This is a genomic window from Paenibacillus sp. FSL H3-0286 (genome assembly GCF_045040705.1).
Taxonomy (GTDB): Bacteria; Bacillota; Bacilli; order Paenibacillales; family Paenibacillaceae; genus Paenibacillus_AQ; species Paenibacillus_AQ odorifer.
In genome coordinates this window covers 6,262,412-6,276,201 of record NZ_CP150285.1, presented here as the reverse complement: position 1 = coordinate 6,276,201, position 13,790 = coordinate 6,262,412, and the positions used below count along the sequence as shown (strand labels likewise).

Below are 13,790 nucleotides of genomic sequence, written 5' to 3'. Positions count from 1 at the left end.
TTGATTCTCCAATATCTGGAGGCTCACTGCCTGCTTGTTTTTTCATTAGAAAGGGCTGTTTAAGGAGTATGGCTTCCAAAATACTGGTAAGTTCCTTTGGAATATTGATTCCACTCGCCCTCAAGTGAATACTGCTGTGATCCAGTGTATATACCAGATTTACGGACAATAGTTCCACCTGTGGAGAGGAATTGCTGAGTAGAGGTAGGGTCACCGAGAACATCCACGATTTGGCCGTTTTTCTTCAGTACTAATGCTGTAATATTATATGTTTTTGGATTATATAGACTCAGTTCATCATTGTAATAGGAGATATTCATTAAATCAAATGCGTCCCCAAAAGTAGAATCTATAAACATATACGGCATTGCTACAGGTACAGGGAATAATGGCCGGGAATAAACCTGTTTGGTTTGGGTGGCTTTCATAAATTGGTGAACTTCAAGGGTGTAACCTTCTGCTTTTCCTGCGGGATTACCATTTCCTTTATAGTACAGCTCAACTGCGATTCTGCCGTCACCGCCGTCCAGATACTCTGAGAAGAATAGCTCAGAGGTACCCTGTGAAGCCACGCTTATAGATAATACAACCGCTTTGCCATCAGAACCTATTATCCATACCGTTCCTGGACTTGTAGGACCATTCCATATAGCTCCATTCAGAGTTGCAGGTCCGCTCAATGAACCTGTGCTGCTTTCTGTATACACTTTAAATTGACTCTGATTAGGAATCAGCTTGGAAATATCGAAGGAAATATTGGATACACCTTGCTTGGTGGTTATTGGCACAAAGCCGTTGTTTACAAGCTGGGCTGTAATCAAGGTGAAAGTTGAGGTAGCTGAACCTCCTTTATCATCCGTTGCTGTGAGGGTCACTAAACCACTAGCTGAACTATTAGCTGCCGGAGTTATCGTCAGAGTGTTGCCATTAAGGCTAAGTGTACCAGCATTTACGTTATCTATAGAAGCTGAATAAGTAAGCATGTCATTGTCGGGATCTTGAAAAAGCTGGGCCAGATCAAATGTACGTGGTGCAGTGATACCTGGTGTTAAGAGTTGAGTAGTGATTCCAGATATCGCAATTGGTGGCTGATTAGACGTTACAGTGAATGCAAAAGTAGCAGTGTTAACGCCACCTTGGCCGTCCATTGCTGTTATTGTAATCATGGCTGTGCCTGAATCGACCGGCACAAGGTTGAGATGATTCCCATTTACAGATACAGTGGCAACGCTAGCGTCAGAGGATGCAGCTGCGAATGTAAGCGGGTCGCCGTCCGGATCAATGAACACATTACTGATGTCGACGTTTTGGACACCACTTGTGATCAGAGCAGATATTGGATCAATATTATTTTGCACGACTGGTGCATGGTTCACCGGAGTAGGACTAGGAGTCACGACCGGAGTAGGACTAGGAGTCGCCACGGGAGTAGGCTCAGGAGTCGGCGCCGGAGTAGGCTCAGGAGTCGTCACCGGAGTAGGGCTAGGAGTCGTCACCGGAGTAGGACTAGGAGTCGTCACCGGAGTAGGACTAGGAGTCACTACCGGAGTAGGCTCAGGAGTCGCGACCGGAGTCGGCTCAGGAGTCGCTACTGGAGTAGGACTAGGAGTCGCCACCGGAGTAGGACTAGGAGTCGCTACTGGAGTCGCCACCGGAGTAGGACTAGGAGTGGCCACCGGAGTAGGACTAGGAGTCGGCGCCGGAGTAGGACTAGGAGTCACTACGGGAGTAGGCTCAGGAGTCGCGACCGGAGTAGGCTCAGGAGTCGTCGCCGGAGTAGGCTCAGGAGTCGCCACCGGAGTAGGACTAGGAGTCGCGACCGGAGTAGGCTCAGGAGTAGGCGCCGGAGTAGGCTCAGGAGTCGTCACCGGAGTAGGCTCAGGAGTCATCACCGGAGTAGGCTCAGGAGTCGTCACCGGAGTAGGACTAGGAGTCGCCACCGGAGTAGGACTAGGAGTCACTACGGGAGTAGGACTAGGAGTCACTACGGGAGTAGGGCTCGGAGTCGTCACCGGAGTAGGGCTAGGAGTCGCGACCGGAGAAGGACTAGGAGTCGCTACGGGAGTAGGGCTCGGAGTCGGCGCCGGAGAAGGACTAGGAGTCGCAACGGGAGTAGGCTCAGGAGTCGGATCGCTCACGGAGTTAGCAGACGTGGACGAAGTATATGCAGGAGCAACGGCTCCTGATGCATTTTGAACCTTTTGGATATTATCTTGAATGGCTGTGTAATTTGTTATGAAATGTGAAGGCAGACTGTTGCCAGGCAACTGCAGATTTTGAATAGACAAGGAGGGATCGATGGTGATCCTAGCGCCGCCTTCGACTATTTTTAAGGTTTGCAGGGGACCGCTGCCATGAATAGTAACTGGAGTTATAGAGTCCACAATGATCTGCCCAATTTGGCCCTGAAAAGTTATACTCGAAACGCCATTTTTAATCTTTAGATCACCGGTAACATTACCTTTAATAACAACATCATTTCCAGAAATATTGAGCAAAGAACCGGAGGGAAAGCCGGAGGTATTTAGTTGAACCCCTTTTTGTACAATTTCAAGCTCTTGCAAACCATCTACATGACGATTCAAGGAATTGAACTTAAGGACAGCTCCTCTTAAAGCATCATGGTTGCTATCACCCATTAATTCTTTGAGTGTACCTTCAATGAGGTAAGGCGTGCCATTGATCGTTACGAAATCTCCATCTATATTGTCGATCGTTGCAGTTTGTTGTTCTTCTTTAAAAATATTCAGCAGAAAAGAAGCCATATCCTGCCGCTGAACAGTACCTTTGGGGCTGAACATATCTTCGGGAGAGTCTATAAGTTTAAGACGTAGTGCGACATCAGTATACTCTTTTGCCCAATTGCTGATTGTGGATTCGTCATTAACCTTGTTGGCTTGTCCGCCTTGTGCTCCAGTTCCGCGGATGGCACGTACAAATATAACTGCAAGCTCTTCCCTAGTTACAGGTCTGGATGGATTAAAATTACCTGTAAGATCACCCTCCATAAATCCTGCCTTTTTAACAGCCTCAATAGCGGAGACACTCCAACTGGAATCAGATACGTCTCTAAAGGAAAAAGCGGAATTCACTGAGGAATCTAGCTTTAAGGTCTTCGCTAAAATGGCTGCCAGCTCTTGGCGAGTCATAGTCGCAGTGGGTCTGAATTGTCCATTGGGATCGCCTTTAAGCAATCCTAGACGAGCAGCCTCGAGGATTGCGGCACTTTTCGTCTGTTGTATTTCGGTTAAATCGGAGAACGGTGGAGTGATTTCAGCTGCAGATGCATAGAGAGTACCACCGAACAAGGTGTTAAGGGCAACAAGTGTTGCTCCCCATTTTAATGATATGCTTTTCAAGCAAAAGCCCCTTCCTTAGAACCAATTTGTCATAAGCTTACTTCATTATATCGACGCAAAAGCAAAGTTTTTTAATACTTTCATCCTACTAAAAGTGATTAAATTCATTGCTTTTCAAACTTATGAACTAGAAATAACTCCACTTCTGTTCCATAAAAGGGCTTGTTTTTTGTTGACAGCTTATAAAATCGATGATATTTTAAATATTATAATTCCAATTGATTTACTTTGAATAATGATTGCCGACTGTTCCTACAGAGGTATTGCGAATGTAAAAACGCAATGCCTCTGTTTTTTTTGTCCATACAGATTAAAGGAGGGGTCAAGGTGGGAGAAGCGTTGCTGTCTATTTCGAACCTAAATAAACGTTTTGAGTCTGCCGGTGGTCATGTTCAAGCACTCCATAATGTAGATCTCCATGTACAGGAGGGCGAATTTATTACAGTCATCGGCCCCAGCGGCTGTGGAAAAAGTACACTATTACGCATCGTAGCCGGTCTGGATAGCGGGTACACTGGCAGTGTCACCCTGGAAGGGGCGGAGATTGGGGGTCCTGGGATCGATAAGGGTTTTATTTTTCAGGAGCATCGCCTCTTTCCCTGGCTTACCGTTGAGAAGAATATTGCCTCTGATTTACCGCTAGGGAACAAGGAGGTTAGGCGGAAGGTCGATGAATTGATTGATCTGGTGAAGTTAAATGGATTTGAGAAATCTTATCCCCGCGAGTTGTCGGGAGGGATGGCCCAGCGGGTGGCAATAGCTCGTGCACTTCTGCGCAATCCGAAAATACTGCTGCTGGACGAACCGTTTGGTGCACTGGATGCATTCACTCGGGCTCATATGCAGACGGTATTGCTGGACATTTGGTGGGCTAACCAAACAACCATGATTTTTGTGACACATGATATTGATGAGGCTGTGTTCTTGGGGAATCGGGTAGTGATTCTAGAGCCGCGTCCCGGGAAAATACGTAAAATTGTACCGATAGATTTACCGTATCCACGGAAAAAAACAACGACCTCCTTTCAAGAGCTGCGTTTGAAGGTGTTGAATTATTTTGAAAAGGTAGATGAGCTAGAGCTTACAGACGGAGCCGGAATATAAAATAGGTCGACCATACCCATGGAGACTTTCGAAGGCATTACATTCGAGGGTCTCTTTCCGTTTATTTAAAGTGATTGTAAAGCTGAAAAAAGGTGGGTTCAAAGTATGACAAATCGGGCTGTAGCCATAAGAACTTCCGGAAGACCCGGAAAGGTGGCAACACTAGGACTTGGTCTTTTGCTGCCGGGCAGTGTGCTAATTCTGTGGCAGACGCTCGGGCATTATGGAATGATCTCGGAGATGCTGTTCCCTACGCCGTATACGATTGCGGAATCTTTTGTAACTTTAGCGGCTTCAGGCGATCTGTGGCCGAACTTTAGAATCAGCTTGGTCAGAGCCTTTTCTGGATTCCTGCTAGGTGGTGGACTGGGTCTGCTGTTAGGACTTCTCGTAGGCCTGTTCCGCAGATCGGAGAAGCTGTTAGATCCTTCCCTGCAAATGATCCGCATGATTCCCAGTCTGGCGGTAGTACCGCTGTTCATTTTATGGTTCGGGATCGGTGAGGAGTCGAAGGTGCTATTGATAGCTAAGGGAGCTTTTTTCCCGCTTTATATCAATACGTTCATGGGAATTCGCGGCGTGGATAACAAGCTGTTCGAAGTTTCCCGGGTACTTGGCTTCAGCCGATTGAAGCAGATTGGCAGGTTAGTACTTCCAGCAGCGCTGCCGAACATTATTCTTGGAGTGCGTCTCTCTCTAGGGCTTTCTTGGCTGGGGTTAGTAGTGGCAGAGCTTATTGCATCTACCTCAGGCATTGGATACATGATGTCCGACGCGCGTCAATTCGCGGACACACCAGTGGTGTTCGTGGGAATTATTATTTTTGCCGTAGCTGGATTGTTGAGTGATTCCATTGTTCGTTACATTGAACGACGGTTGTTGAGATGGCAAGACAGTTATCGCGGATAACCTTGAACGCTCATTAAACAAAAGGGGGATGCACCATGAGCGATGTAGTAGAAGCTATTATCAAAAATACTAAAAGAGCCAGAGAAACGCTGGATAGCAGCGGCACAGCTCCTTTATCCAAGAAGACACCGAAGAAACCTGCAATACAAGTTGCATGGAAACCCCTGCTCTCTGATTGGGGAATGGGTGCAATTATCCCGGTGGTGACGTTAGTCCTTTGGCAGCTGGCAGGGAGTACGGGGCTGGTCTCAGCAACCTTTTTGCCGACTCCGCTTTCGATTGCAAGAGCTTTTACCGACTTGTTGGTTACTGGAGAGTTAACTCATCATCTGGGTGTCAGCATGGGTAGGGCGGGCATCGGATTTCTTATTGGAGGTGTGTTGGGTCTTCTATTCGGCGTACTGACTGGCTTGTTTCGCAGTGTAGAATATGTGCTCGATCCTAGCGTACAAGTGCTTAGGCTTGTTCCCCATTTAGCTATAGCGCCGCTCATTATTCTCTGGTTCGGGTTTGGAGAGATGTCAAAAGTTGTGATCATTATGACAGGCTCATTTTTTCCGCTCTATATTAATACGTTTATGGGCATCCGCAATGTGGACAATAAATTGTTCGAAGTAGCTCGTGTATTGGGATTCAGTCCATATCAGAAGCTGCGCAGGCTTATACTCCCGGCGGCGCTGCCTGGAATTTTGTTAGGGCTAAGGTTGTCGCTGGCTGTAGCTTGGATTGGTTTGGTTGTAGCAGAGCTTATTGGATCACAGTCAGGTATTGGGTTTCTTATCAATGAAGCGAAGCAGAACTCTAATACAGAGGTTGTATTCGTAGGCATTATTATTTTCGCAATTGTCGGTAAGCTGATCGATTCCTTGTTCCGGATTATTGAACGAAAGTTCCTGTTCTGGCGCGATAGTTACGAAGGCTAAACAAACTGAGGAGGTCTTAAACATATGAGTGGATCGGTGAAAAAAGGATCGGTGAATTTGGTGGCAGACGTGCTCGTTATCGGAGGAGGTCCGGCAGGAACGTGGGCAGCCCTTACTGCATCAGCGAAGGGGGCCAAAGTAATCCTTGCAGATAAAGGGTACTGCGGTTCAAGTGGGGCAACGGCACCGTCGGGAACGGGAGTCTGGTATGTGAAGCCGGATGAGAAGCTCCGGAAAGAGGCAAAAGCAAGTCGTTATGCGCTTGGCGGGCAGCTGGCTGAATCTCGCTGGATGGACCGGGTGCTGGATCAAACCTATGCCAATATGAACAAGCTGGGTGTTTCCGGTTATCCATTCCCTGTAGATGAGCAGGGCAATCAATTCCGAAGAAGTCTGCAAGGACCGGAATATATGAAATTAATGCGTAGGCTGGTGAAAAAGGCAGGCGTTAAAATTCTAGATCACAGCCCAGCCTTGGAACTCCTGGCAGATGAGCATGGCGTAGCTGGAGCGGCTGGAGTTCATACCCAGAGTGGAGAAACCTGGACTGTTCAGGCAGGAGCAGTCGTTATTGCTACCGGAGGCTGCGCCTTCCTAAGCAAGGCACTTGGCTGCAACGTGTTGACCGGAGATGGTTATCTCTTCGCTGCTGAGGCTGGGGCGAATCTGTCCGGCATGGAATTCTCCAATGCCTATGCGATCTGCCCTACGTTCTCTTCGGTGACCAAGACGGCGTATTACAGCTATGCCAGCTTTTATTATGAGGATGGAAGCATTGTGGAGGGAGCCGGTTCCAAGAAAGGCCGTTCTGTAATTGCCCGGAATCTGTTGGCAGGTAATCAGGTGTACGCCAAGCTGGATGGGGCACCAGAGGATTTAAGACCGCTGCTGCGGGTGGCGCAGACGAACTTTTTCCTTCCTTTTGACCGCCAGGGAATTGATCCGTTCAAGGATGCGTTTCCGGTTACTTTGCGGCTCGAAGGCACGGTTCGGGGGACGGGTGGCATCCATATTACAGATGAAAGCTGCGGCACAGGTGTTCCCGGACTTTACGCGGCAGGAGATGCTGCTACCCGCGAGCTGATTTGCGGAGGTTTTACTGGCGGTGGCAGCCATAATGCGGCGTGGGCGATGTCTTCAGGTTCTTTTGCTGGTGAAGGAGCTGCTGTCTATGCACAGAGTCTGGGGTCGCACGCTGCGCAGCGTAGTCCAGTCGGCTTATCATCATCACCACTGGTGCATCAGGAAGTGAAGCCGGGAGTGGCAGCCCAAACAGCAGAGTATGTGTCTGCTGTACAGGCTGAGGTGAAGCCGTATGATATCAATTTGTTCCGGACAGAACAAGGGCTGACGTCTGCACTAGATCGTCTGGATGGATTGTGGAAAGAGCAACGAAGCCGCGAAATTCAGCGTACGCCAGAAGGGGTCAAGGCACGGGAAGCCGAAGCCATGACCGCAACAGCCCGCTGGATGTACAATTCTGCACTTGCTCGTACAGAGACGAGAGGCATGCATAAGCGTGAGGATTTCAAGGCTACAGATCATGGCCAGCATCACCGCTTGATCAGTGGCGGATTAGATCAGGTATGGGTGAAGACGGAAGCCGTGGCTAAGGAGGGTGTTCTATCGTGATTGAGGTGATCAGCGCTGCCAGATGTGTAGAGTGCAACCAATGTGTATCTGTCTGCCCGACTAATGTTTTCGAACGGGTAGAGGATGGCATTCCTGTTATTGCCCGGCAGAGTGATTGCCAGACTTGCTTTATGTGTGAGCTGTATTGTCCTGTCGATGCTCTCTACGTTGCACCAGACTCTGAGAATATTATTGGTGTGACAGAAGCGGAACTTCAGGAGCAGAAACTACTTGGCGGTTATCGTGAAAAAGTAGGCTGGGGTAAGGGCAGGCAGCCGGTGGCAAGCCATGACTTTATGTATAAATTGGCGTCGAGGGCAGGGTTCTGAGCTGGATCAAGATTTAAATAAATAGCATAAACCTAGGGGGAGAAACAATGAAACAAGCGTACAGAGAGATTCAAGGGAAACGTTCTAGGAAGATTCGGTTTGCACTTTTAACTACAATTATGATGGCCATGCTGGTGCTTCAGGCTTGCGGAAATAATACGGGCGGCAATGGAGCATCTGCCTCCGGGGGATCAAATACGGAGAAGGCGGGAGAAGGGGCCACGAGCACGAGCAATGTTCCAGCGGTATTGAACTTTGGGTTTATCGGTTCCAACAAATTGAATGTGCCCGGCGGTGCAGAGGGTTGGGGCTTTTATAAAGGGATTATTCAAGAAGAGTTGAAGAAATACGGCATTACTGAAGTGAAGCTTACTGGCTTTCCAAACGGTCCGGATCAGACAGAATCCTTGATTAGTGGTCGGCTGGATATCGGCAGCCTTGGAGATACACCTGCTATTATTGCCTACGCTTCTGGAGCCAAGACCCGTCTGATTTCACAATCTTCCGCGAACACGATTGGTTATTTGATCGGCAAGAAGGATGGGCCCAAGACGGTGAAAGATCTGCAAGGTAAAACTATCGCGATTCAAAAAGGCTCCTTCATGCACCGTTATGTAGTTGGATTACTACAGGAAGAAGGCGTGACCGACTACAAACTCGTGCATATGCTCATTCCTGATGCTACTGCAGCTTTAGCCCGTGGAGATGTAGATGCTACAACAAATCTAGGTGTTCCTGCGCTGAAGCTGATTGACCAAGGTTACACTCACTTGGATGATGCCTCGAAGCACCCGAACCTGCTTGGTTCTAGCGCAACAGTTGTGTCTGAGGATTATCTGGCGAAATTCCCTGATTTTCCGAAGGTATGGAACGAAGCTAGAGAGAAAGCCTTGGCAGACTTGAAGCAGCATGAAGATGAGTATTATCAATTTCTGGCTGAAATCGGAGATACAACGCCTGAGCTGGCGAAGCAAGTGAATCCGATTAGTGATATCAAGGATACTGCGTTCACTGATGAAGGAACAAAGCTGCTGGACGGTACCAAAAACTTCCTCGTCGAAGAGAAGTTAGCGAAAAAAGACTTCAATATTAGCGATTGGCAGCTGAAATAAGTTGCTTAAAGGTTGCTTTAATTGAACTTAAGATTCTTCTGTAAAGGTAATTGAGTGACTGCGGTGAATGTTTGGACTTTCGGCCGCCTCTCCGCCACTCCTCCCTTTAGTGATTTTTAAGTTCAACTAACTCAGCTAATGGTGTAGGAGGAAAAAATATGTCGCAGCTTAAGAAGGAAATGACAGTGGATGTCCTCGTGCTTGGCGGAGGTCCTGCTGGGGCGTGGTCGGCATGGAGTGCAGCCTCGCAAGGTGCAAAGGTAGTCCTGGCGGATAAGGGCTACTTGGGCACTAGTGGCGCAACTGCACCGGGAGGAACAACGTTGCTAGTTATTCCTCCCATTGCCGAGCTGCGGGAGCAGGCAGTGCAGGCCAGACTTAAGGCCGGCGGATATTTATCGGAGAATGCTTGGATTCACCGGGTGCTGGATCAGGTAGAGCAGAACCTGGCTCAAGTGGAGCAGTGGGGGTATCCGTTTCCGAAGGATGAAGAAGGAAACTCACTGCGTACCCATCTCCATGGACCAGAATATATGCGGATTATGCGAAAAGTTGTGCGCAAAGCAGGGGTCACAATTCTTGATCAGTCACCAGCGCTGGAACTTCTTCACGATGAACACGGTGTTGGTGGAGCGCGTGGGATCAACCGCCTGACAGGAGAGTCCTGGGAAGTGAAGGCAAATGCCGTTGTGATGGCTACCGGCGGCTGTGCTTTTCTCAGCAAAGGTCTTGGTTGCAACGTGCTGACAGGGGAAGGATTGTTGATGTCCGCAGAGGTGGGAGCTGATCTCTCGGGCATGGAATTCAGCCGCCAATATGCGCCAAGCTTTGCGGACGGAACCGTAACACGTGGACGCATGCTGGCTTGGGCCACTCTCTATGACGCGGACGGTCATCCGTTGCATAGAGGGGATCGGACCTTTGGCAGCATTCCTGAGCTGATGCTGAAGGGTCCGGTTTACGCTTCGCTGGATCTGGCAGACACCGCGGAGAAACAGGATTTCCTGCGCAAAGCGCATCCGATTTTCTTTATGCCGCTGGAGCGGGCGGGAATTGATGCGTTTAAGCAGAAATTCCCGCTCACCCTGCGCTATGAGGGCACGATGCGCGGGACTGGGGGTCTGCGCTTGAGCGGTACGGATTGCCAGACGACCGTGCCCGGACTCTATGCGGCCGGTGATGCCGCATCTCGCGAGAAAGTGACCGGCGCCATCTCCGGCGGCGGGGCTTATAACGCTTCCTGGGCCATGTGCAGCGGAAGCTGGGCTGGACAGGGAGCCGCGCAGCATGCGCTGTCCTGCCGAGGACAGGCGAACAGCCGCAAGCTGACCGCAGCGGGACGCTACGGGCTGGCGGCTGGCGCCGATGCCTCGGAAACGCTGGAGGTGAAGCCGCTAATCGCGGCAATCCAGCGTGAAATCTTGCCGCTGCAGATCAATTATTTCCGCAGCGAGCCGGGCATTTCTTCAGCCTTGAAGCGGCTGAATGCCTTGATGCCCTATTTGAACGGGCAGGCTCCTGCCAGCGTTCAGGGCATCGTGCAATCGCGTGAAGCCGCGGCTATGCTCGCGGTCGGCAGGTGGATGTACACCGCGGCACTCGCCCGGAAAGAGACCCGCGGACTGCAAAAACTAGCGGAATATCCGGAGCTTGATCCGCGCCAGACTCACCGGCTGATCTTATCCGGTATTCAACATATAAGCGTCAGTACAGAGGCTGTGCCCCATGCTCATGAACTGAATGCGCTGAAGGAGGGGCAAGCGATATGATCGAATTAATCAGCTTGGAGCGTTGTGTTGGTTGTAAGCTGTGTACGAAAGTATGTCCGACGAACGTATTCGAAATGCAGGGGAAGATTCCGGTCATTGCCCGTCAGGAAGATTGCCAGACCTGTTTCATGTGTGAAGCTTATTGTCCTGTAGATGCTTTATACGTGGCACCACAGGCGGATCAGCTGATCGGTGTAAATGAGGAGGCGCTGATTCAGTCAGGTGTGTTGGGAAGCTGGCGTGCTGAAATCGGCTGGGGACCTGGTGCGAATGGTTCGATGGCGGAGAGGGACACGACTCCTTATTTTGAAGTATTTACCGAGCAGTACCGTACATGATTAAGCAGATGCTTAAACCCAAAAAATCCGCCCGAAAGCTGGGCGGATTTTTCATATATTAGAAACTTATAGCAGGGCTTCGATAGCTGGTTCAATATCCAGCGGGTCCACCGTAGATTCGAATCTAGTGACCACATTGCCTTCGCGATCAATCAGGAATTTAGTGAAGTTCCACTTGATTTCGTCATTGTTCAGAGCCTCTGGATCTTTGTCTTCAAGCATGCTTTGCAACAGCTTTCCTGAAGAATGGTTGATATCGAACCCTTCAAATCCAGCCTGTTCTGTCAGGTAGGTGAAAAGAGGGTGTTTAGCTTCGCCTTTTACGTCAACCTTTTCAAAGAGTGGGAAGGTTACCCCGTAATTGATTTGGCAAAATACATTAACCTCTTCATTGCTGCCGGGTTCTTGCTCTCCAAATTGATTGGAAGGAAAGCCGAGAATTTGGAGGCCGCGTTCCTCGTACCGCTCATAAAGCTTTTGCAGATCTGAATATTGGTGGGTAAATCCGCACTTACTTGCTGTATTCACTATCAGTAGCACTTTACCTTTGTATTGCTCTAGCTCGATATCTTTTCCCCGAATACTGCGTGCTGAATATTGATAAATGCTCATGGCTGCTACATCCCTTCAGTTATCTATGCTTTTTGAAAAAGAACAGGAAATATTTATAATAATTAAATTGTAAACAATTCAATTATCGCTGTCAAACAATACAGCTTGAAGGAATTGGAACCGTAATTGCCAGGTTGGAATAGGATAGATAATGGGTATGGATCAGTCAAAAAAATTTATTGCGTTAAAGCTACTCTGCGTTCCATTATTATCTTGCATCGGGGACGTTTTTTGATTAAGATAGCAGAAACCAGCGCAAAAGCCGCGCTGACATAGATAAGGACTATGACGAAGAGAGTAAGCATTATAGCGGATCTTAACAGGGAAGGCGTGCCGGAGACTGAGAGCACCCTCATGAGACGATTAATGCCGAAGTTCACTTCCGAGTCGGCCCCTGAAGTAGTTTGTCACAGGTTGTGGCAGGTATGAGTAGGGAGGCCCGCGCCCCGCGTTACCGGGTGAAAGACAGAATTAATTCTTAGTCAGGGGAATATGAGATTCTATTCCTTTGTGCTAGTATTCGGGTTAATTCTAAATAAGGGTGGTACCACGGCTCCTCGTCCCTTGCGACGGGGGGCCTTTTTGCGTTCCAAATTATAACAAAAAGAGGGAGTGGAAGGGTAATGAGTAACGTGGAATTGGATGTTCTTAGAGGTCGTCTGGATGAAATTAATGGGCAATTGCTGGAGCTGATCTCCGAGCGGGCTAAGATTGTTCAGGAGATTGGAGGAGTTAAAGAAAAACAAGGTGTCCCTAAATTTGATCCAGAACGGGAAAAACAGATGCTGGATAAGCTCGTAGCGAGCAACAAAGGCCCTTTCACTAACGGGACGATCCGTAGCCTCTTCAAACAAATTTTCTCAGCTTCTCTGGACTTACAAACAGATGATCATAAAAAAACTTTACTGGTAGCCCGCAAGAGCCACAAAGAGGATACAGTGATTGTTCTGCCGGGAGATGTAACGGTTGGCGGTGCTTCTTCACTGATGGTAGCCGGTCCTTGCTCCGTGGAAAGTGAACTGCAGACTCGTACCGTAGCTGCCGCCCTGCAAAAAGCCGGAGTACGTGTAATGCGTGGCGGTGCCTTCAAGCCTCGGACTTCACCTTATGATTTCCAAGGACTGGGAATGGACGGTTTGAGAATATTACGAGAAGCAGCAAATGAATATGGACTGCTGACCATCAGCGAAATTGTAGATCCAAGACATATTGAAGAGTCACTTGATTATGTGGATATCATCCAGATCGGTGCACGTAATATGCATAATTTCGAGCTGCTAAAAGCGGTCGGAGAAGTCGACAAGCCGGTACTGCTGAAACGTGGATTGGCTGCCACACTCGATGAATTCATCCATGCAGCGGAATATATCATGTCTCGTGGAAACACACAGATCATGCTGATTGAACGTGGAATTCGTACCTATGAAAAAGCGACCCGCAATACGCTTGATATCTCAGCAGTTCCAATTCTCAAACAGGAATGTCATTTGCCAGTATTGGTTGATGTAACTCACTCGACAGGCCGCAAAGACATCCTTATTCCATGTGCGAAAGCCGCACTCGCAGCTGGAGCTGACGGTATTATGGTGGAAGTGCATCCTGATCCTGCAACGGCATTGTCTGATGCCGCTCAGCAGCTGAACATTGATGAATTCAACACCTTCTTTAATGAAGTGAAAGCTTCCGGATTGTACCGGTAATCT

At 48.8% G+C, this 13,790-nt stretch carries 11 protein-coding genes; 9 read left to right on the top strand and 2 right to left on the bottom strand.

Going from position 1 to position 13,790, the window contains the following annotated elements:
* Positions 1–59 precede the first annotated feature (59 nt).
* On the bottom strand, positions 60–3,359 hold the full coding sequence (locus tag MHB37_RS27950) for an S-layer homology domain-containing protein (RefSeq protein ID WP_405168732.1): 3,300 nt from the start codon (positions 3,357–3,359) through the stop codon (positions 60–62).
* A gap of 282 nt (positions 3,360–3,641) precedes the next feature.
* Here MHB37_RS27950 and MHB37_RS27945 point away from each other — a divergent pair, with 282 nt between their 5' ends.
* The 8 genes from MHB37_RS27945 (at position 3,642) to MHB37_RS27910 (ending at position 11,475) form a co-directional block, all read left to right on the top strand.
* The gene (locus MHB37_RS27945; protein WP_405168731.1) at positions 3,642–4,463 is read left to right on the top strand and encodes an ABC transporter ATP-binding protein; all 822 of its coding nucleotides are present in this window, start codon (positions 3,642–3,644) and stop codon (positions 4,461–4,463) included.
* Between the two features lie 105 nt (positions 4,464–4,568).
* A complete protein-coding gene (locus tag MHB37_RS27940) occupies positions 4,569–5,372 on the top strand; it encodes an ABC transporter permease (protein WP_038573373.1) in 804 nt (267 codons plus the stop codon).
* Positions 5,373–5,407: 35 nt separating this feature from the next.
* Positions 5,408–6,295 (top strand): ABC transporter permease, encoded by an 888-nt coding sequence (locus MHB37_RS27935; protein ID WP_341143565.1) that lies wholly within the window; start codon positions 5,408–5,410, stop codon positions 6,293–6,295.
* A gap of 24 nt (positions 6,296–6,319) precedes the next feature.
* Entirely contained in the window at positions 6,320–7,927 is a 1,608-nt protein-coding gene (locus MHB37_RS27930; protein ID WP_036680291.1) for an FAD-dependent oxidoreductase, read from the top strand.
* The gene (locus MHB37_RS27925; RefSeq protein WP_076307272.1) at positions 7,924–8,256 is read left to right on the top strand and encodes a ferredoxin family protein; all 333 of its coding nucleotides are present in this window, start codon (positions 7,924–7,926) and stop codon (positions 8,254–8,256) included. Before MHB37_RS27930 ends, MHB37_RS27925 begins: the two co-directional genes overlap by 4 nt.
* A 47-nt stretch (positions 8,257–8,303) precedes the next feature.
* Positions 8,304–9,368 carry an ABC transporter substrate-binding protein gene (locus MHB37_RS27920; RefSeq protein WP_076282670.1) on the top strand — a complete coding sequence of 355 codons (1,065 nt, stop codon included), beginning with the start codon at positions 8,304–8,306 and terminating at the stop codon, positions 9,366–9,368.
* Positions 9,369–9,526: 158 nt separating this feature from the next.
* Entirely contained in the window at positions 9,527–11,137 is a 1,611-nt protein-coding gene (locus MHB37_RS27915) for an FAD-binding protein (protein ID WP_076099943.1), read from the top strand.
* Positions 11,134–11,475, top strand: a complete 342-nt coding sequence (locus MHB37_RS27910; RefSeq protein WP_076099941.1) for a 4Fe-4S binding protein — start codon at positions 11,134–11,136, stop codon at positions 11,473–11,475. Before MHB37_RS27915 ends, MHB37_RS27910 begins: the two co-directional genes overlap by 4 nt.
* Positions 11,476–11,541: 66 nt before the next feature.
* Here the strand turns inward: MHB37_RS27910 and MHB37_RS27905 are convergent, their stop codons facing one another.
* Complete coding sequence (locus tag MHB37_RS27905) at positions 11,542–12,087, bottom strand: glutathione peroxidase (protein ID WP_038573366.1); 546 nt, start codon at positions 12,085–12,087, stop codon at positions 11,542–11,544.
* Between the two features lie 623 nt (positions 12,088–12,710).
* On the opposite strand from MHB37_RS27905, the gene MHB37_RS27900 reads away from it, so the two are divergent.
* Positions 12,711–13,787, top strand: a complete 1,077-nt coding sequence (locus MHB37_RS27900; RefSeq protein WP_076185451.1) for a bifunctional 3-deoxy-7-phosphoheptulonate synthase/chorismate mutase — start codon at positions 12,711–12,713, stop codon at positions 13,785–13,787.
* The last annotated feature ends 3 nt before the right edge of the window (positions 13,788–13,790 follow it).